The organism is uncultured Agrobacterium sp. (assembly GCA_913777615.1).
GTDB lineage: Bacteria > Pseudomonadota > Alphaproteobacteria > Rhizobiales > Rhizobiaceae > Agrobacterium.
In genome coordinates this window covers 172,356-192,619 of the sequence record CAJYTK010000007.1, presented here as the reverse complement: position 1 = coordinate 192,619, position 20,264 = coordinate 172,356, and the positions used below count along the sequence as shown (strand labels likewise).

Annotated in this window: 13 protein-coding genes; 5 read left to right on the top strand and 8 right to left on the bottom strand. The window is 56.6% G+C overall.

Features of this window, described 5'->3' with window-relative positions:
* Positions 1-45 precede the first annotated feature (45 nt).
* The 3 genes from QZ862_RS06525 to QZ862_RS06515 form a co-directional block, all read right to left on the bottom strand.
* Positions 46-3,081 carry an SPOR domain-containing protein gene (locus QZ862_RS06525; RefSeq protein ID WP_296098345.1) on the bottom strand — a complete coding sequence of 1,012 codons (3,036 nt, stop codon included), beginning with the start codon at positions 3,079-3,081 and terminating at the stop codon, positions 46-48.
* A 67-nt stretch (positions 3,082-3,148) separates the two neighbouring features.
* Positions 3,149-4,906: an arginine--tRNA ligase gene (argS, locus tag QZ862_RS06520; protein WP_296098343.1), complete on the bottom strand. Its 1,758-nt coding sequence runs from the start codon at positions 4,904-4,906 to the stop codon at positions 3,149-3,151.
* 63 nt (positions 4,907-4,969) lie between these two features.
* Positions 4,970-6,187: a deoxyguanosinetriphosphate triphosphohydrolase gene (locus QZ862_RS06515; RefSeq protein WP_296098340.1), complete on the bottom strand. Its 1,218-nt coding sequence runs from the start codon at positions 6,185-6,187 to the stop codon at positions 4,970-4,972.
* A 175-nt stretch (positions 6,188-6,362) separates the two neighbouring features.
* On the opposite strand from QZ862_RS06515, the gene erpA reads away from it, so the two are divergent.
* Entirely contained in the window at positions 6,363-6,692 is a 330-nt protein-coding gene (gene erpA, locus QZ862_RS06510; protein ID WP_296098337.1) for an iron-sulfur cluster insertion protein ErpA, read from the top strand.
* A gap of 80 nt (positions 6,693-6,772) precedes the next feature.
* A complete protein-coding gene (gene xth, locus QZ862_RS06505) occupies positions 6,773-7,567 on the top strand; it encodes an exodeoxyribonuclease III (protein WP_296098334.1) in 795 nt (264 codons plus the stop codon).
* A gap of 241 nt (positions 7,568-7,808) precedes the next feature.
* Here the strand turns inward: xth and exoR are convergent, their stop codons facing one another.
* The 5 genes from exoR to QZ862_RS06480 form a co-directional block, all read right to left on the bottom strand.
* Positions 7,809-8,603 (bottom strand): exopolysaccharide production regulator ExoR, encoded by a 795-nt coding sequence (gene exoR / locus QZ862_RS06500; RefSeq protein WP_296021916.1) that lies wholly within the window; start codon positions 8,601-8,603, stop codon positions 7,809-7,811.
* Position 8,604: 1 nt separating this feature from the next.
* Entirely contained in the window at positions 8,605-8,910 is a 306-nt protein-coding gene (locus QZ862_RS06495) for a hypothetical protein (RefSeq protein WP_296098331.1), read from the bottom strand.
* Between the two features lie 179 nt (positions 8,911-9,089).
* Complete coding sequence (locus QZ862_RS06490; protein WP_296098328.1) at positions 9,090-10,325, bottom strand: OmpP1/FadL family transporter; 1,236 nt, start codon at positions 10,323-10,325, stop codon at positions 9,090-9,092.
* A gap of 403 nt (positions 10,326-10,728) precedes the next feature.
* Complete coding sequence (locus QZ862_RS06485; protein ID WP_296098325.1) at positions 10,729-13,656, bottom strand: valine--tRNA ligase; 2,928 nt, start codon at positions 13,654-13,656, stop codon at positions 10,729-10,731.
* Between the two features lie 106 nt (positions 13,657-13,762).
* Positions 13,763-17,164 (bottom strand): DUF3971 domain-containing protein, encoded by a 3,402-nt coding sequence (locus QZ862_RS06480; protein ID WP_296098323.1) that lies wholly within the window; start codon positions 17,162-17,164, stop codon positions 13,763-13,765.
* A gap of 338 nt (positions 17,165-17,502) precedes the next feature.
* Here QZ862_RS06480 and bcp point away from each other — a divergent pair, with 338 nt between their 5' ends.
* From bcp to QZ862_RS06465, 3 genes are all read left to right on the top strand, one after another.
* Entirely contained in the window at positions 17,503-17,970 is a 468-nt protein-coding gene (gene bcp / locus QZ862_RS06475) for a thioredoxin-dependent thiol peroxidase (protein WP_296077484.1), read from the top strand.
* A 25-nt stretch (positions 17,971-17,995) separates the two neighbouring features.
* On the top strand, positions 17,996-18,817 hold the full coding sequence (locus tag QZ862_RS06470) for a ferritin-like domain-containing protein (RefSeq protein ID WP_296098321.1): 822 nt from the start codon (positions 17,996-17,998) through the stop codon (positions 18,815-18,817).
* A 175-nt stretch (positions 18,818-18,992) separates the two neighbouring features.
* A complete protein-coding gene (locus QZ862_RS06465) occupies positions 18,993-20,255 on the top strand; it encodes a peptidoglycan DD-metalloendopeptidase family protein (RefSeq protein ID WP_296098317.1) in 1,263 nt (420 codons plus the stop codon).
* Positions 20,256-20,264 lie beyond the last annotated feature (9 nt).

Sequence of the window (20,264 nt, the reverse complement as noted above, 5' to 3'; positions counted from 1 at the left end):
GGGACGGCAAGACCGTCCCGGCTTTCGAGTACTAAAGCGTCGCTCTCACCGCGCGATAAGGCAGCTGCCGCCGGCAGAGCGGAAGCGTTCGCACAATGCAGCAGCTTCGTTCTTGTCACCAGCGGGAATACGAACGCGGTAGAATGTTCCCTTTCCGGCGATTTCCGCGGCCTTGATGTCCACACCTCGTCCACCGATCACGGAGCCGAACTTCGCAGACATGTTCTGATAGGACTTCTGCGCCTCTGCCTGGCTCGGCAGCGATGCGATCTGGATGTAGTAGCCACCGGAAGACGGCGTGCTGGTCGCGGCTGCTGGCGTAGATGCCGCCTGCGGCGCAGCCTGCGGCTGAGACGCCGGACGAACATTGCCCTGGCTCGTCACGGTCGCGACAACGTTGGCTGGCTGGCTGGCCGGGCGGGAGCCAGGCAGCGGTGCCGCAGTTTGCGACGGCTGGGCAGTGGCAGGGCGTGCTGTCGTTTGCGTCGAAGCGGGCTGCTCCGGCGTAACCGGAACACGCGATGCGGAAACCACTGCAGGTGCGTCTTCCGCAGCCTGTCCGGCAGTCGGCGCCGCCAGTTGCTCAACCTTGTCCTGCTGCGGCGCTGCGGTGGCTGGAGCAGGCACTTCCTGAGCAACAAGAGTACCGTCCGGCTTGACGATCATGGTGCGCACCTTGCGCGGAGACACATTCACACCGCCATGACCGGCGTTATCGGCAGCCTGCGCATTATCGTTGCGAGACAGCAGACGCGGATCTTCGGTTTCGCCGACGGGCGTGGATGTACCACCCTGCATCTGGTCGGCCTCGTCTTCCATCGGAAGTTCGGGGATCAGCGTGCGCTGAACGACATCCACAGGTTCTTCGTTGGTCGAAATCAGCGATGGCTGCTTGGGATCTGACGGTGCAGCACCGGCGACGCGATCATAGACCGCCTTGTCCTGGTTCGGGACCACACGGCCACCAGGATTTTCAGGAACCACCTTGGTCGGCTCGCTATCGGCGGAGATGATCACCGGCGCGCCATTTGAACCGGAGTGCGACGCACCACCACCGATCAAGGCGTAAGTGCCGCCACCGATGAGGATAAGACCGACGGCAGCAGCCACCGGTACGAACCAGCGGCGTGCGCCACCCTCGCGGCTGTCATCCGAATAGCGAACCTCGGCGGGAGACGCATCGTCTCTAGACTGCGAGCCGGCGCGGCCTTCCGCCGCTTCCTGCATGCTTCGGCGAAAATCTTCTTCCAGCGCACGCTCGAACTCATCCACCTCTTCAGGCGTTGGCTGAGCCTGCTGCACCTGACGAGGCGCGCCATTCTTGTGGCGATCAAGACCACCTGAAGTTGGCGTTGCAAAGAGCGATGCAAGCTCGGTGTCGAGATCGAGATCCTCTTCATGACGGCGGGCAACAGGTTTTGGTTCGAAAACGCCGACGGGAAGTTCGGGAACGTCCATCTCCGTAATGGTTTCAGGCGCATCCTCCGTCTCACCGATCTGCGTCGGATCGAAAGGAAGTCCTTCCAGAGACGCGGCGGGAACGACAGCGGCCGGAGCCGGAGGTCGGCGCTCCTCGTAGCGCGTCTGTTCAACCACGGGCTGCGGCTGCAAACGGGTAGCAACGGGTGTCGTGACGCTCGATGCCGCGACCGGCTTAGGTGCCACGGCAGCCGGCATAACAGGCGCCGGCTGAGCGACTGGTGCAGGCTGGACGGCAGCCGGCTTAGCGACCGCTGGCTTGGCGACCACTGGCTTGGCGACAGGTGCGGGTGCAACATCTATATTGCTGATTTCGGAGAGGTCGATATCGAAATCGATATCCTCAAGCGCAAGCTCGAAATCGGCATCATTGAAGGCATCGAATTCATCGGCCACCGGCGTCTCTACTGCTGGCGCAACAGGCGGCTTGACGACCTGCGCAGTAGCAGCGCGTGCAACAGACGCAGGCGTGGCAACAACACCCTGCTGTGAAGCGACCGGCTTGGGTGCTGCAACGGGCGTTTCGAAGACAGGTTCCGCACGGACCGGCGCCACGGGCGGTGCGTCAGGCTGCGCTTTTAAGACAGGCGCGACAGACGACAATACAGGCGTTGCTGTCGCAACCGGCTCCATCCTCGCAACAGGTGCGGCAGCGTTCACGCTCTTATTGCTGATCTCATAGCGCGCCACGTCGGAAATGAGTTCATCCATTGCCGACAGCTTATGTCCGGCAGGAGAAGGCATCACAACATCATCGGCAACAGGCTTGGCAGATTCAAGGACAGGTGCAGTAGCGGTAGCAGGCTTGGCTGCAACTGGGGTTGCGCGTGGAGCGCCGAAGTTCGCCAGCGGAAGGCGCAGGCTCGAGAAGTCGAGCGAAGATTTGCGCAACGATGGAGCTGCTGGCTGAACTGGCGTAGAAACGTCGTCCGAAACGGAGAGCTCCAGTTCGCTTGCGAGATCGATCGCAGTTTCACCGGACGTCTCGGCCATCAGCTCCCAATTGGGCTGCTGTAGCTGAGCCGGCTGTTCGTACGCACGAGGCTCGGGCGCAGCGGCGATGGGTGCCGCCGCGATCTCTGCTTGCGCCACATGGGAAGGCTCTTCAACCTGCGTAACCGTATCGCGGCGCGTAACATCAAAAACTGCAGCAACCGAATGCGGATCGTCGCTAAAATCGTCTCTCAGATCTGAATGCGGTGCGGACGCGTGATGCTCGGCAATAAGATAGTCTTCGCGATCGACGGGAAGCTGCTGCGCGACCGGCTCTAGCTCCGGCTCGCGGCGGGAAAAAACCGATTCCACACGCTGCATGAATTCGCTGGCTGGAACGGGTGAGCGAACATCGTTGGCAGCATCCAGTGCGATGGGCTCATGACGCGGCGCATCGTAGACGGCAAACTCACGAAGCAGCTCATCTTCGAGGTTGAATTCGGGTTCCCGACGCACAGACGACGCGGCAGCACTCTGCGCGGCCGGCGGCGCGACATGGGAAGGACGATCCTCTTGCGCACCAAGTCGCGCCAATTGGGCCAGAGGATCGTTGTCAGCGAATTCCTGCGACCGAGAGTCTCGGTTAAACGCGACATTTTTTTCGACCATTACGTGTTCCACCATCTACGCATCACAGCACTTGCCAGCGTATTGTGAGCAAATAATGGTGAGGATGTCATCGCATCTCGTCAGGCGCGTCCGCTCCCAAAAGCGTCAATCCGGACTTCAGCACATTCGCGACAGCACTCACCAGCCCTAGTCTGGCAACGCTCAATTCTCGGTTTTTATCGTTAACAAAACGTAATTCCGGCTGATCTTTACCTTTGTTCCAGTGTCCATGGAAGGAACTGGCCAGATCGTAGAGGTAAAATGCCAAGCGATGCGGCTCATGATTCTGTGCCGCAGACTCGATCAGACGCGGATATTCCGCCAGCTTCGCGATCAACTGCAACTCATTGACATCGTTAATCAAAACCGATCCGGAAGAGAAATCGGAAACGTCCAGATCCAACCCCGGAAACGCCTCGTTCGCCTGCCGGAAAACCGACTTGCAACGGGCATGAGCATATTGCACATAAAATACCGGATTGTCTTTAGATTGCTCGGTCACCTTGGCAAAATCGAAGTCCAAAGGCTCAGAGTTCTTCCGATAAAGCATCATGAATCGCACCGGATCGCGTCCGACTTCGTCCACGACGTCCCGCAATGTAACGAAATCGCCCGAGCGCTTCGACATCTTCACCGGCTCGCCATCACGGAAAAGCTTGACCAACTGGCACAGCAAAACGGTCAGTTTCGCTTTGCCTTCCGACACCGCCCGCGCCACCGCTTCCAGACGCTTGACGTAACCACCATGGTCTGCGCCCAGAACGTAGATCATCTCGGAGAAGCCGCGATCGTACTTATCCTTGAAGTACGCCACATCGGCTGCAAAGTAGGTGTAGGTGCCGTCCGACTTCATCAGCGGACGGTCCATGTCGTCACCAACTTCGGTGGAGCGGAAAAGCGTCTGCTCGCGGTCTTCCCAATCTTCGGAAACCTCACCCTTAGGCGGCGGTAGCGTGCCCTTGTAGACATGGCCCTTGAAGGTGAGGTCGTTGATCGCAGACAGAATGGGACCGGCATTGCCAGCATGCAGGGTCCGCTCGGAATAGAAGACGTCGTGCTTGACGTTGAGAGCTGCCAGATCCTCACGGATCATCGCCATCATTGCATCGATCGCCTTGTCCTTGACGATCGGCAACCACTGCTCCTCAGGCATGGCGCGCAGCTTGATACCGAACTCATTGGCAAGCGCCTGACCGACGGGAACGAGATAATCGCCCGGATAAAGACCTGGCGGGATGGTGCCAACATCCTCACCTAGCGCTTCGCGGTAACGCAAGAAGACTGACTTCGCCAGAACATCGATCTGCGAACCGGCGTCGTTGATGTAGTATTCCTTGATGACGTCATAGCCCGCGAATGCAAGCACATTTGCAAGCGTATCGCCAACGACAGCACCACGGCAGTGACCGACATGCATCGGACCTGTTGGATTGGCGGATACATACTCAACGTTAATTTTCTTGCCCGTACCGACTGTGGACCGGCCAAAATCCAGACCCTGCGAGATCATGCCAGCCAAGAGGCGCTGCCAGTAGCCAACCGAAACGCGGATATTGATGAAGCCGGGGCCTGCCACATTGACGCTATCGACATCGGCATCCTGTTCAAGTGCCGGCACGATCAGCTCAGCCAGCGCGCGCGGGTTCGTGCCAAGCGGCTTGGCCAGCACCATTGCCGCGTTGGTCGCGACATCGCCATGGCTTGGATCGCGTGGAGATTCCACGGTGATACGGCCAAAATCGACAGCATCGCGATTGGCTTTGACGAGATCGATCGTCTCGAGAGCTTTTTTGATTCGTGCGTCAAAATCGGCAAAAAGGTTCATGGTCATCTACCTTCGCGAAGGGCTTTCAGTCATCCGGGTATCGGCTTCGCAATCGCGCGCTGCCTATCGCAAATCGGGTGTATGGTCAAACAGCCGCTGATGCGTCCTAAGCGCATAGCTATCGGTCATGCCTGCGAGATAATCGCCCACATGGCGCGCCCTTGCGGCTTCCGTCATGCCGGGAATGCTGTCCACCCAGTAGTGACTCTGCATCTCGGCTGGCGTTTCCATATAGCGGTGGAAAAGGTCAGTAACGATCTGCGTCGCGCCTGCGCGAATGCGCATGATATCCGGGTGGCGATAGATATGCCCGAAGAGCAGCTTCTTGATCTGCTTGTCGGTCTCGGCCATGTCCGGCGAAAAGGTCGCGACGGTGCGGTCGGCGGCGCGAATATCGGCAGCATTCTTCGGTTTCAGGAGATCGAGGTTGTGCTGCGCCACACCAATCACATCTTCCACCATCCGCGTAATCTGGCGGCGCATGATTTCATGCGCGAAACGATCATCATCGAGCGACGGATACTTTGCACGAACCTCAGCCATCAGGCCTGAGAGGAACGGCACGTCCTCCAGCATATCAAAGGTCAGATAACCTGCGCGCAGACCATCGTCGATGTCATGTGTATTATAGGCGATGTCATCGGCGATGGCGGCGACCTGGGCCTCCAGGCTGGCGAAGGTGCCGATCTCCAGATCCTGAAGCTGGCAATATTCGAGGATCGGCAATGGCACCGGACCATGCGTCCCCTCACCCGCCGCATTCAACAGAGGACCATTGTGCTTCACCAGACCTTCGAGCGTTTCCCAGGTCAGATTGATACCGTCATACTCGGCATAGCGCCGCTCAAGCTTGGTGACGATGCGCAGCGACTGGGCGTTGTGATCGAAGCCGCCATAGGGCTTCAGAACTGCATCCAGCGCATCTTCCCCGGTATGGCCAAATGGCGTGTGCCCGAAGTCATGCACCAGCGCCACGCCTTCAGCCAGATCCTCATCCAGTTTCAGTGCGCGAGCAAGCGCGCGGGCGATCTGCGCCACTTCAATCGTGTGGGTCAGACGTGTGCGATAATGATCGCCATCGGGACTTATGAACACCTGCGTCTTGTGTTTCAGTCGTCGAAAAGCGGTGGTGTGAACGATGCGGTCGCGATCGCGCTGGAATTCCGAGCGTGTCAAACTGGATGTTTCGGCAAACAGGCGTCCGCGCGTCGTCCATGGATCCGCGGCATAAACCGCTCTTTCTCCGCTCCCAAAACCCAACGCACGCTGATCGATAATCATGTCTGTCCTGCCATCGGCCCATTGACCTTTTACTTTGCTCTTCATACCTATCGCGGAGGTTGCCGCAAAGCGGGTTTGCGACCGTTAAGCCTATAGACGGTGAATTTGACTGGTTTATAATCGGTCTTACACAGAACTTTGCTCGCCGGTTCTTGACCCCGGTTGGAGAAACGACATGACCACGGACGTTACACTCTCTGAATCCGCCGCAAAACGAATCGCCCAGATCGTTTCGGCTGAAGCGGGAAAACAGGCACTTCGCGTCTCCGTCGAAGGCGGCGGCTGTTCCGGCTTCTCCTATAAGTTTGACCTGGATGGCGCGCCGACCGAAGATGACATCGTTATCTCGCGCGGGGATGCGAAGGTCCTGATCGACAGTTTGTCGCTCGTCTACATGGCAGGATCGGAAATCGATTTCGTCGACAATCTGCTGGGCCAGTCCTTCCAGATCAAGAACCCCAACGCGGTTGCCAGCTGTGGCTGCGGCACCAGCTTCTCGATCTAAGCTTGCTGTTGAAACAGTGAAAACCGATGGCATTCGCCGTCTCATCGGGTAAAACAGGTCCAAAGAAAATGGAGCCTGCGATGAAGATTGCCACCTGGAACATCAACGGCGTCAAGGCGCGCATCGAAAACCTCTGCGAATGGCTGAAGGATTCGTCGCCCGATATTGCCTGCCTCCAGGAAATCAAATCGGTCGACGAAAACTTCCCTCGTTTGGAGATCGAAGCACTTGGATACCATGTGGAAACGCACGGCCAGAAAGGTTTTAACGGCGTTGCCCTTCTATCGAAGATGCGCCCGGATGAGGTCAATCGCGGTTTGCCAGGCGACGATGGCGATGAACAGGCGCGCTTCATCGAAGGGGTGTTCTCCATACAAGGCGGCGTTATCAGGGTCTGCTCGCTCTATCTGCCGAATGGCAACCCACCTGACGACCCGGTGAAATATCCTTACAAGCTGGCCTGGATGGAACGGCTTCGCCGCTTTGCCGAGGAACGTCTGCAATTGGAAGAACCGTTGATCCTTGCAGGTGACTACAACGTTATCCCCGAGCCATTCGATTGTTATGACCCACGAGCTTGGGAAGGTGATGCACTATTCTTGCCGCAGACTCGCGCAGCTTTCAGAAGTCTGGAAAACCTCGGCCTCACCGATGCCACCCGCGCCACATCCGACGAGGCCGGGCTCTACACATTCTGGGATTACCAAGCGGGCGCTTGGCAGAAGAACAACGGCATCCGCATCGATCATTTGATGTTGTCATCGGAAGCGGCAGACAGGCTTCAATCGGTCTCGATTGAGAAACATGTCCGCGCCTGGGAAAAACCATCCGACCATGTGCCAGTCTCAGGTTATTTCGACTTCCAGCCAGCCTGAAGGCTGACGACCCAGGAATCCGCGGCTAACACAGAAGCTTGGTAAGAAAGCCCCACGAGTGCATGTAACGCGTTGGCCGTGGCAGCGCCTGTCCGTTGTCTCATTTTTTGTGGAGCATCACCGGGACAATTGCGTCGGCCAGAAAGTAGTCCGGAGACACAAGGGCAACCTGCGGCCTACGTTCGCGCTTCAACGTTATCGTGACAAACCAATATACTAAACGAAGCGGCGCTTTTTCTGATCAATCAGCATCGCTGGAAGCGATGTTACGGGCCAGCTGAATAGCAACGCGGCGATCATTTTCCGCTGCCACGGAAAAAGCCTGTTCCTGGAGGTTCTGTATCCAGATGCAATTGGCTGCGGCGCATTTGTCGAGAGCTGCGGTCATGAATGCCAGCCCGCGAACTGTCTGTCCTTCCTGGAAGAGAAGATTTCCGAAGATCGACATGGCACCGGCATGACCATGCTTGCGAGCCTGATTAAGCCACTTTTTGGCCTGCTGCGTATCCGCGCGGCCACCCTCACCCGCGAGGATCATCTGCGCAAGCTGAAACTGCGCCTCCGCTACGCCGAAGGTCGATGCGACCTGAAAATAGAGTTGGCGGGCCTGTCCCAAATCCATCTTGACCGGACTGCCAGGAATGCCGTGGCGATAATAATCTGCGAGAGACAGGAGTGCGTTGACGAAGAAGCCCGTATCCTCCGACCCCGGCTCCACGCCCTGGCTGGCAATCTCGCTGTAAATCTTGAAGGCCTCGAAGTCGTTTTTCGCTACACCGTCGCCATAGGCATACATATTGGCAAGCGCCCAACGCGATCCAGTGTGACCTTTTTCTGCAGCGTAGCGATAAGCCTCAACGGCATCTTCTTTCTTGCCGTCCTTGTAGGATTTGAAGCCGAACTTAAAGAGATCGAAAGGCCCAGATTCTTTAGTGACGCCGGAATTGATATCGAATGCCAGAACAGGCACGGACAGTGAAGCAAGCAGCAGTCCCAGACATAGCGGTTTCAAAACGTTGATGTCACATTTCAGCATTTCAACGAACTTCTCTCACTCTTCCCGGCAAAAGCCGAGATGCGATCTTTTGAACAAACTGCACCCGCCCGACAACAGCTTTCATGCTGCCGCCGGTGATCTTGAGCGGTCGTAAACTGGTAATGTCATGAGCACAGATATAAGTACCGTTTCCGGCAACATCGCGGCGTTTCACCGCCGTATGGATTCTTCCAAGCAAGCCGTTACGGACAAAACCCGTGTTTACTTGCTTAGAGCCTGAATCCGCACCTGTTTTCACTTCCACCACTTCCGCAGAACCAGTTTTGATGTCTGCATATTCTTCCATTCCCGCACCGTCGCGAGCATTCAAGCACATGCTTTGTGGCGGGAAATGGACAAATCTGCCCACATTCTTACGCTACGTGAAGGTTGCAGAAATTTGTTGCCAAATCGTCACAATATTGCGGATTGGCAACAAAAAACCCGGCCGATGAGGCCGGGTTTGGATTGATTGTTTTCCGAAACTTAGAACTTCACCTTTACCGAGGTGTTAATCGCAGCAACGACGTCATTGCCGAAGTCGTACGTGGCGTCAGTACCGTAAGTCACACCGCCGCGCATGACCTGACCTGAACTACCGCTAGTTAGCAGACCGACAGCCGCGCCCAGACGCCATTCAATATTATCGGTAACGGCATACTGAACCCCTGCACCAAGTGTCCATGTGTCAGTCGATGCGCCAATACCAGTGCTCGTACCACGGTCCCAGGTCACGCTAACGGCACCTGAAAGCTTATCGTTGAACTTGTGCCCGATACCGCCGCTGACGGTCCAGCCGTCTCTATAGAGCAGATCGAGCGACGTCACACCCGTAGCGGGGCAGCCAAAGGCGCCATTCTCTTCACAGAAGCGAATAGACTGGATCAAGCTCCAGTTCGTCCATTTCACCGAACCAAACGCCAGCCAGTCAGGAGCGATACCGCTCTGAACTTTCAACTCAATCGAGTCCGGGGCTTCAGCAGAGCCAAAAACGTTGAAGCGCCTTCCCGCGTACGGATTGCCAGGAATCGTCGGAAGCTGTGTAAGATCGAGTGTGCCGGTAAGATCATATTTCACCCGACTATTGTACACTAAGCTTGTTCGAAGCGCGTACTCAGGGATTTCATAAGCTATGCCAGCTCGCCAACCAAAAGCCTCGTCCGCAAGGTCAAGTCTTCCATTACCATTTATGGGCGCGCCAGGCGGAACGTATAGGACATTCCGGGTCTTGAAACCCTCTATCTCTTGATAGAAGCCGCCACCAATAATTCGAAACTGACCTGGACCTGCATCAAACTTATACGAACACGTCAGCCCGTAATTATCTGTCCGCAGTTTGGTCTCAATATTGCTCTGCGCACCCGCCCAATTTGCGCCTGGATTGAGATGGGCCCCAAATGGCTGAGAATAGTCGACCAAGCAATCGACATCGCCGTAACTTCCCTTGAACCCGACATAAGGGATGGCGAAATTCTCAGTATCATCTGCAGTAGTTGTGCCGCCAACGAACGTGTTACCACCGGGTCCGTCTTTGGCGTTCTTCAGCTTTCGCTGAGGCGCAACATATGTAACGCCAGACTGGAACGTGAAGGGCGAGGCGTCAAACAACTGGTCGATGTTATAACCGCCACGCTCGAGGCCGCCCGCAAATGCAGGCGTAACCGAAGTGATGCCGACAGCAAGGCATACCGCACCATTTATGATTGAAATTCGCTTTGCCATCTCTCTCCCCAATCAAGGCAATGTGATGTTTGGAAATTGAAATGCTTTCGAGGAAATGACAATCGGCACTTTGCGAAACAGAGCTCGATTAGTTAGTCGATATTTTACGTGAGAAATCCAGGCACTAATGGATTCGCAAAAAAATTAGAAAAAAAACCTTATAAATGACTTTCAATCTTGCTCTTGTAGACTTTTTTTGCGCCCAAGGCTTCGTGTGTGTCTACAAGACAACATCCACTGTTTTCACTCAAAAAAGTCAACGTTCTGTCATGTTTTGAGGCACTTGCGTGGTTTTCCGGCAGCTTGATCGTTTGAAGGCGACTCGTCGGCAAGAAGATTTTCGACGCCAACAAAAAAAGCGCCTCCGTTGTGAAGGCGCTCTCATGATCGTTTTGATATCTTATTACCCGGCCTCGTTAACCCGTTGCAAGGCAACTTTCAGGCTCTTGATCTGAAGCTCAAGCTCCGCCTTACGCTCACGGTCCGCTGCAACCACCTCTGGATCAGCATTGGCTACGAACTTCTCATTCGACAGCTTCTTGTCGATGCGCTCTAGCTCCGCCTCCGCTTTACCAATCGTCTTTTCGAGACGGGATCTTTCAGCCGAGACATCAATGAGATTGCCGAGTGGAATGCACACGGTTGCTTCACCGACAACGATCTGTGCCGAACCCTTAGGTGCCGCATCCGCAGCAAGAATTTCATCGGCACGGGCTAGACGACGGATCGCTGCAGAGTGGCGGTCAAGACGCAGTTCGGTGGTCGGATTTGCGGCAACGACAACCAGTGGTGCCATGGCACCAGGTGGTACGTTCATTTCCGAGCGGGTTGAACGGATGCCCGAAACAAGTTCGATCAACCAGTTGATTTCAGCCGCCGCCGCTTCGTCGGTAAACTCCGGGGCAGGCCAGTCGGCATGGCAAAGCAGTTGGTCGCGGCTTGCGCCTTCACCAGCCGTGTGCGCCCACAGTTCTTCCGTCATGAATGGCATAAACGGATGCAGAAGCTTGTAGATCTCTTCGAGTACGTAAGCCGCACAGGCTTGCGCCTCTTTCTTGGCCGCCTCATCCTCGCCGTTGAACACCGGCTTCAAGAGTTCGAGATACCAGTCACAGAACTGGTTCCAGACGAAGCGATAGAGCGTGGTGGACGCATCATTGAAGCGATAGCTCTCGATCGAAGCGGTGACGTCCTTGGCCGTATTAGCAAGTTCAGTCAGGATCCAGCGATTGATCGTCTGTGTGGCCGCCTCGGGTTTAAAGCGCGGATCGCGTTTGACGCCGTTCATTTCGGCAAAGCGCGTGGCGTTCCAGAGTTTGGTACCGAAGTTGCGATAACCCGCAATACGTGCCGGATCGAGCTTCACGTCGCGGCCCTGCGCCGCCATGATGGCCAGCGTAAAGCGCAGCGCGTCTGCACCATACTGGTCGATCAGTTCCAGCGGATCGATGACGTTGCCCTTGGACTTCGACATCTTCTGGCCGTTCTTGTCGCGAACCAGCGCGTGAACATAGACGGTGTTGAACGGCTCGACGGCGTGACCGGCATCATCCTTCATGAAATGAAGACCCATCATCATCATCCGGGCGACCCAGAAGAAGATGATATCGAAGCCGGTGACGAGAACGTTGGTCGGGTAATAGCGCGCAAGCTCCGGCGTCTTGTCCGGCCAGCCAAGAGTGGAGAACGGCCAAAGTGCGGAGGAAAACCATGTGTCCAGAACATCTTCGTCGCGTGTCAGGATTTCGCCCGGCTTGAAGTTTTCAAGCTTCTCCTGCACCCAAGCCTTCCACGGGCCTTCATGGGCAAGATAGTGCTGGACGGCAGCGTCGAGTGCTTCTTCCTCCGTCTTCTCAACGAAGACCTGACCATCCGGACCATACCAAGCAGGGATCTGGTGACCCCACCAGAGCTGACGCGAAATGCACCATGGCTGGATGTTCTCCATCCATTCGAAATAGGTCTTGTCCCAGTTCTTCGGAACGAAGTTCGTGCGACCCTCGCGCACCGATGCCATCGCAGGCTCGGCCAACGTCTTCGCATCGACGAACCACTGGTCGGTCAGCATCGGCTCGATGACGACGTTGGAACGGTCGCCAAAGGGCTGCATGATCTTCTTGTTCTCGACGTAAGGCACGTCGTTGCCTTCAGCGTCCTTGGTCGTGACGGCAAGACCATCGGCATTGATGGCGGCGACGACGCGCTTGCGAGCCTCGTAGCGGTCAAGACCGCGATACTCGTCGGGAACGAGGTTGATAGCATCGACATCCGCTTCCGACGGCAGCTTGCCGGAGCGCGTGATTTCGCCTGCAAGTTCCGCGCAGCGCGCATAGGGCTCGCCATCGTCGCGCATCTGTGCCTGCGTATCCATCAGGCGATAGAGAGGAATATTGTTGCGGCGGGCGACCTGATAGTCGTTAAAGTCATGCGCGCCTGTGATCTTGACGGCGCCGGAACCGAAGGTCGGATCCGGATACTCATCGGTGATGATCGGGATCAGGCGGCGGCTTTCCTTCGGACCGACAGGAATTTCGCAAAGCTTACCAACGATTGGCGCATAGCGTTCGTCCGACGGATGAACGGCAACAGCGCCGTCGCCCAACATGGTTTCCGGGCGAGTGGTCGCGATCGCGATATAGTCGCGCTCTTCCTGGAAGACGATGTTGCCGTCGGCATCCTTCTCGACATAGGTATAGGTCTCACCACCGGCGAGTGGATATTTGAAATGCCACATATGGCCGTCGGTTTCGCGGTTTTCGACCTCGATATCGGAAATCGCGGTCTCGAAATGCGGGTCCCAGTTGACCAGACGCTTGCCGCGATAAATCAGGTCCTGCTTGTAAAGCGTGACGAAGACTTCAAGAACCGCCTTGGACAGGCCTTCATCCATGGTGAAACGTTCGCGCGACCAGTCACAGGATGCGCCAAGGCGCTTCAACTGGTTGAAGATCAAGCCACCCGACTCACCCTTCCACTCCCAGACCTTGTCGATGAAGGCTTCGCGGCCCATGGCGCGACGGCCAGGCAGCTGGTTTTCCATCAGCTTGCGCTCGACAACCATCTGGGTTGCAATGCCCGCATGGTCCATGCCCGGCTGCCAAAGAACATCCTTGCCGCGCATGCGCTCGAAACGCACCAGAATGTCCTGAAGCGTATTGTTGAGCGCGTGTCCCATGTGCAGAGAGCCGGTGACGTTTGGCGGCGGGATGACGATGGTGAAGCTTTCGGCATCCGGCTTGGCGTTCGCGCCAGCGCGAAAGGCGTCTGCCTCATCCCAGGCTTTGGCAATTTTGGGTTCTACGGATGCGGAATCGTAGGTCTTGTCGAGCATGTTCTGACCTGAAATCTGGAGTTCTATTTTTGGTTTGTAAATAAGGATGGGCGGTTGAGAGTCAACAGCAACCGAAAGGGCACCGGGCTCATGCGTGACCGCTTTGTCACTGGAACTCGAATATCTGCCGGAAAACGCCAGGAGCAATCAGCGACAGAGGATTGATCTGCAACCGCGGTGTCGCTGTCGGGCCGGTCAGTTTGAAGGTAATGCCGAGAAGACCACGATCACGACCATTGCCCAGGAAGATGCCGATAAACGGCAACTCGCCAAACAGGCGATTGAGACCGTAGGCCGGCATGAAGGTCCCGGTCATATCGATATTGCCGTTCTGGTCTTTCAAAACGCCCTGGAAGGTAGCTCCGATCTGCTCCCCACGCACCACACCGTTCTCCAGTGCCACGATGCCGTTGACGTAGACGACACGCGCAAAGCCTCGCTGGAACTTTTCCGAACTGACATCGATGTTGCGCCGAACAGCCGCGTTCAGGCTGCGGCCATCTTGGCCGGAAGGGGTCGCAACAATGTCCTGAAGCTTGGCTTCATTGAGAACGGCGAAATTGCGCAGATCGAGGGAGCCGCTCCACGACGTCCCGTTGGACGTGGTCAGAACCAGATTTAACAGGCCACCACGGATACGGGTGTAGAGATTGGTGAAACGCGCAAACGCGCCTGCGTCGCTGCTGGTCAGATTGATCGTGCCGCCATCCCCTTGGTTGGTCGTCTGTGCGACCACGGCCTGCCCTCGACCGGACACGCCCTTGAAATCAACGGTGCGCACCTTGCCGTCCCTGACGCCGATGCTGGCGGTAACATTGGAAAGTGCCTCGTCGTTGAAGCCATAGACGCGGTCGAGATCCGCCTTGATGTTGAGCGAGCCGAGATCTCCACTCGGTACCGCACTGGCTGATGCTCCGGACTGCCCGCTATCGGAACTGCGCAGCTTGGCGATGATGGGCCTGAGATCTGCCGACTTGCCGTTAATACTGACGGAGTAGCTTCTTTTCGCGGCAGAAACGGAAACCGCATAGTCATCCTGTGGCGACAACTGGAAACGGGAGAAGTTGGCGGAGATCAAACCGCCCTTGTCAAAAGCAAGGTCGCCAGCCACACCAAAACCATCGCCTTTGAGCGCTAGGTCATGAATGTTCGTACGGCCATTCACCGTCTCCATGTTGAAGGACGCATTCGCCTTTACGCCAACACCCTTTGTCCAGCCAATACCCGGCAAGACCATGGAAGCATTGGAGAGATCGAGTTTTACGTCCTGTCGGTCGGGATCGGTGCTGTCGATTTCAAGCAAGGTGGTTCCGCCGAGCACGCTGGAGAGTTCCGGTGCAAGCTTGGCAATCTGGCCTGGCTCCAGCACGGCATTCAGCACCAGCTTTCGGCCTGTCTTGCTGCTTTTGCGGATGGGCTGGGTCAGATCGATATTCATCGCAACATCGTCGATCCGCCCCTTGCCCAGCAGGTGAAGCGTATCATTGTTGAGCTTCAAGCTTCCGTTGACAGACGATACCTTTCGATTGGAGATGGGGCGAGACAACGACACGTCATTCAGCGACAGATCAGCCGACCAAACAGGTTCGGGCGGAGACTGGCTTTTCAGCAAACCGACGCGCAGCTTTGCGTGGGCCGTTACCGTCCCGGAAAAATCATCCGGCTTGAATTCGGTGTCTTTCAGCGCGTTGAGCGGCTGGAAGGACGCAAGCTCCGCGACGCTGTCGGCCGATCCGCTAACGTTAAGATCGAGGTCCGCCATCAGCGGTTTGTTGTAGACGTCGACAATTGAAAAACGGCTATTTTCCAGCTCAAGATTGCGGTTGGATGGGAAGTAGGACGTCGCTTTGGAGACATTGACGTCGATCTTTTCGCCCACCAGTTCAAAACGGGCATAGACGTCGCGAAGCGGCGGGATGTCACCGGCAACGTTAAGCCGCGTATTGTCGACGTCGAACCTGATCTGCAATTCGCTCGCTGCAAGCTCCAGCGAGCAGTCCGGCCCGCACATTTTGCCCGCGGGAATGAAGACGGCTATGGAGCCGTTGCGCACCGTCCCGCCGAAAAGATTGGCGATTACCCAAGGCCGCGCCTTGCGCGCCATCCAGAAGGGCCAGAGCTGCTTGACGGCGGTCGTTTCCATTTTGGGAATTTGCCCGCCAAAACTGATCTCAGGTGAACCCTCTCCAAAGCGAACCTTCAGCGATCCCGCCATATCCCCATGCTGACTTGCGACGTAAAGCGCAGGCACATTGATCTCGCGTGTTGCGCGGTCATAGGTCCCATCTGCCGTCAGGTCGAACGTCACCGGCTCTTCGCCACCGGCATCAGCCACGGCAACGCCTTGCGGTAGGCGCAGAGCAAGATTGAAACCTTTGTCGTTGTCGCTGATCTTGCCTTGGATCGGAAGCGTTGTGCGCCCCAATACGAGGCTTGAATTGCCTATCACGATGGCCTTGTCATCAAAATCATAGCGGGCGTTGATCACGCCGCTGGACACTGGCTGCGCCTCGCCGCCGATGTAAAGTTCACCATTACCGAGCGCAAACGAGAGGTCGAGCATGGGTTTTTGACCGCTTGCGCCCCGGCTCGCGTCGATAATGACACCTGCCTTGACGTTGAGTCCCTGATGCATGAGGCCATCGCCATCATATTGCTCCACAAGCGGACCGATATCGAAGCCGTCCAGCCGTGCGGAAAACTTATCGATGCCGCCACCGCTGGCGGTGGCAGCAAGCGCCAGTTCCGCAATCTGCCCGTTGAAAGCCACGTCGCCATCCAGCTTGTAACCGCCATCGCCATCAGGAACGAGCGACAGTTCGCTTAAGTTGATTGTGCGCGGCTTGCCGTCCTCGCGCGGCGGCAAACGGATTGCGATATCTGAAAGATCAATTTCCTCCGTACCACTGCGCTGGAAAGTCTGTGATAGCCGGTCGAGATGGGCGAACGCATTTTCCAGAAGACCCGGCAGGGTATCAACACGTAGCTGCGAGAAGTCGAAGCCCTCCCCCTTCGGCAAGAGGGACGTATCGAGCTCCATGCCATTGGCTTCAAGGGCGGCGATCGATACGCGACCTGTCAGCAGGGCCAAAGGATCGAGCGCCATCCCGATGGAACGCGCCCGGCTGAGGTGCTGACCCGACTCGCTATCGATGATGTCAACATCCTGCGCCACGAGCGCCAGCTTCAGCCCGGAAGAAAAGCGAATAGCGGTGGAGCCTATGCGGGCCTCGTACCGAGAACCGAGCGCCCTCTCAAGCGCCTGCTGAGCCTGGCTGGACAGGGCGTTGTCCACGGAGCCGGTTTCCACCGACAAGATGATGCCGCCAATGGACAGGAAAGCGAGGATGAAGAGAGCGACGAAGACCTTGGTGAAAGCGCGCAGCATGGAGCGCGGCGGAGGGCAGTGGACGATGATCGGGTCTTCGGCTTGCGCAGACGGCAAATCGTGAAGGGGCACGATGTCTCGCTTGCTGAAATTGACCTTCTCCCCTCGAATTTCCGCCATCCGTCCTGCCCGCTCCCGGAAACATCATGAACCCAAAGCCAATGGAATGAATTTGACATTTGATACCCATACACGGCCATCTTGAAGATCAAATGTCTGCTTCGAAAATTCCACTGGAAACAAAAACTTACTAGCGACTTTCATAATCTTGACGTTTGCTCTTGAGGCCTTCGCAGGCGGCAACAAGCGTCAAAATCAGACCACTAGCACTACATCAGTTTGGCGGTGTCACCCTGCCATTCCGCTTCAAACGCAACAAGACTGGACGAAGCTGTTATTCGCACTATATCGAGTAGCAGCCCCCATGCTCAACAATCCGGGCAAAAGAAAGGTGAACCATGGCAGAATTGACGATTGGCGACGAAGCACCCGATTTCCGTCTTCCCAGAAATGGCGGTGGTGACATTTCTCTCTCCGATTTGAGGGGCAAAGCGGTCGTCCTTTATTTCTACCCCAAGGACGACACATCCGGTTGCACGGCAGAAGCTATCGATTTCAGTGCGCTGGGTGGAGAATTCGAGAAGGCCAATAGCGTCGTCATCGGCATATCGCCTGATTCGGTGAAAAGCCATGACAAGTTCGCTGCGAAACATTCACTGAGCGTCATGTTGGCCGCCGATGAGGATAAGACCGCCCTGGAAGCCTACGGGGTCTGGAAAGAGAAGAGCATGTACGGAAAGAAATACATGGGCGTCGAGCGCACGACCTATCTGATTTCTCCGCAGGGCAAGATCGCGAAAATCTGGAACAAAGTGAAGGTTCAAGGTCACGCACAAGCGGTCCTCGACGAAGTGAAGGCCCTTTGACCGGCAAAAAGCTGATCGCGGAACCATGACATTTACCGTGACATCGCTACGCGGCGGGGCAATTGACGCCATTGCCTCAGCCGATCTCGATCGAAAAACCGCGCTTACGCAGGAGACGGCAACGCGCTGGCTCGAGCGGCGTCTTTCTTTACGCTCGCCGCTCGATCCAAAATTGCCCGAACGTCCTGGACGCCCTGAGAAACCGGAACTCGTTCCACCCACCGCTGTGAAGCGGCGTTCGCTTCACAGCGTGAAGGGACGCATCGCGCTCTTGCACGCCATCGCGCATATTGAACTCAACGCGGTCGATCTCGCTCTCGACATCGTTGCCCGATATGCCAGCGAGCCCGTCCCGCACTCGTTTTTCGATGGCTGGATGCAGGTGGCCTTCGAAGAGGCGAAGCACTTCACGCTGGTGCGGGACAGGTTGCGCGCCTTAGGTGCCGATTATGGCGACCTCCCCGCCCATGACGGCCTGTGGCAGGCAGCGCACGCCACCCGCAACGATCTGACAGCACGGCTTGCCGTCGTTCCGCTGATTCTCGAAGCGCGCGGTCTCGATGTCACGCCCCAGCTTCAGGCGAAGATGCGAGAGACAGGAGACATGGAAAGTGCAGCCGTCCTCGATGTGATCTATAATGACGAAAAGAGCCACGTTGCCATCGGCGCGAAATGGTTTCGATTTCTGTGTGCGCGAGAAAAGAAGGATCCAGCGGAAACCTTCAAGAACCTGGTCCGCGTCAACTTCCGTGGCCCTTTGAAGCCCCCCTTCAATGACCTTGCGCGCGCGGAAGCTGGTCTGACGCCCTCGTTCTATCGATCGCTTACCGCCGTCAGCCAAAGTTGACTGCGTTTGTAAAAGCTTCGTTAACCTTAACAAAGTATGTTTTTCAGCGAGCTGAAGCGTGCCGCGATCGCCCGGATTCGTGCCTTACGCTCCAACTTGATGTTGATCGCATGTCGCCATCGCAAGACCGCTTCACGCTTTTGCACGACATGCTTCAGAAACCGCTGGAGCTGAAATGACGGAAGCGAGGACAAACCTGGCCTTTGGCAAGAAGCGCAAACAGCACGTCCTCATTCTGGCGAGCGGCGAAAGAGTTCGCCATGTCACGATCCGGCCTCTGCTGGTCGTCCCCACTCTTGTCATAATCCTCGTCATGACACTCGGCTTTGTCGGCTCCACCGCCTACCTGGTATTCCGCGATGATATGCTTGGAGCGATGATCGCGCGCCAGTCTCGTATGCAAAAGGACTATGAGGACCGCATCGCCGCGTTACGGTCACAAGTAGACCAGATCACCTCGCGTCAGCTTCTCGATCAGCAAGCGGTTGAAAAGAAGGTAGAAAAGCTTCTGGCTCAACAGAACGCCCTTTCCTCGCGTCATGGTCGGGTGAACGATCTTTTTAATGAGAACGATGGACCCGCCTCACGCGAACAGGAAAGCGCTGCTCCATCGGCAAATGCATTTGCGCCTCAGAAGAGGGCAAGCCTTTCGGGAGCTGCGTCCGCCATCGATCACGCGCTACGCGGGCCGGGAAAGGAACCGGGCCTAAAGGGAAGCCTGACATACCTTGATAACAAGGATGCTATTTCCGGCCGGGCGCTGACTCGTATGCTGGCATCGCTCAATCGAATCGAATCGGAACAGCTCGGGCGAATCGCTTCGCTAACGATAGGCGCAAACAATCGCGCAGACGCCATGGCCGATATCATTCGCAGCACCGGCATCAAGATCGATGACAAAGCGGACGATGCAATTGGCGGTCCCTATGTCGAGGCCTCCTCTAGTCCTTTCCAGTCCTCACTTGCCGATCTCGACAATGCGCTGGACCGGCTGGAAACCGTCCGTGGCGCCGCCGAGCGTTTGCCGCTTGGCAATCCGGCACCGGGCCGCGATATCACCAGCCGCTTCGGCAACCGCATGGACCCCTTTTTAGGTCGGCTTGCATTGCATACCGGCATAGATTTTCGTGCGGAAACAGGCGCGGATGTGCGCGCCACCGGTGCGGGCACCGTTTCTTTCGCAGGTTATTCGGGCGGTTATGGCAACATGGTGGAAATCGATCACGGCAAGGGCGTGAGCACCCGCTACGGCCACCTTTCACAGATTCTGGTTAGAACCGGTGAGAAAATCGAAGTTTCCGACGTCCTCGGCAAGGCAGGCAGCACGGGCCGCTCGACCGGTCCGCATGTCCATTACGAAGTGCGGCTGCACGACGAGGCTGTCGATCCGATGCGGTTTCTCGTGGCGGGCACGGAATTGAAGACCTATCTACAGTAACGCTCACGC

Bases quoted from the DNA above. Each gene is read 5' to 3' on its own strand.
- QZ862_RS06485 (WP_296098325.1), bottom strand. From the start codon at position 13,656: ATGCTCGACAAGACCTACGATTCCGCATCCGTAGAACCCAAAATTGCC.
- exoR (WP_296021916.1), bottom strand. From the start codon at position 8,603: ATGCTGAAATGTGACATCAACGTTTTGAAACCGCTATGTCTGGGACTG.
- QZ862_RS06515 (WP_296098340.1), bottom strand. From the start codon at position 6,187: ATGATTATCGATCAGCGTGCGTTGGGTTTTGGGAGCGGAGAAAGAGCG.
- QZ862_RS06490 (WP_296098328.1), bottom strand. From the start codon at position 10,325: ATGGCAAAGCGAATTTCAATCATAAATGGTGCGGTATGCCTTGCTGTC.
- argS (WP_296098343.1), bottom strand. From the start codon at position 4,906: ATGAACCTTTTTGCCGATTTTGACGCACGAATCAAAAAAGCTCTCGAG.
- QZ862_RS06525 (WP_296098345.1), bottom strand. From the start codon at position 3,081: ATGGTCGAAAAAAATGTCGCGTTTAACCGAGACTCTCGGTCGCAGGAA.
- erpA (WP_296098337.1), top strand. From the start codon at position 6,363: ATGACCACGGACGTTACACTCTCTGAATCCGCCGCAAAACGAATCGCC.
- QZ862_RS06495 (WP_296098331.1), bottom strand. From the start codon at position 8,910: ATGGAAGAATATGCAGACATCAAAACTGGTTCTGCGGAAGTGGTGGAA.
- bcp (WP_296077484.1), top strand. From the start codon at position 17,503: ATGGCAGAATTGACGATTGGCGACGAAGCACCCGATTTCCGTCTTCCC.
- QZ862_RS06465 (WP_296098317.1), top strand. From the start codon at position 18,993: ATGACGGAAGCGAGGACAAACCTGGCCTTTGGCAAGAAGCGCAAACAG.
- QZ862_RS06470 (WP_296098321.1), top strand. From the start codon at position 17,996: ATGACATTTACCGTGACATCGCTACGCGGCGGGGCAATTGACGCCATT.
- QZ862_RS06480 (WP_296098323.1), bottom strand. From the start codon at position 17,164: ATGGCGGAAATTCGAGGGGAGAAGGTCAATTTCAGCAAGCGAGACATC.
- xth (WP_296098334.1), top strand. From the start codon at position 6,773: ATGAAGATTGCCACCTGGAACATCAACGGCGTCAAGGCGCGCATCGAA.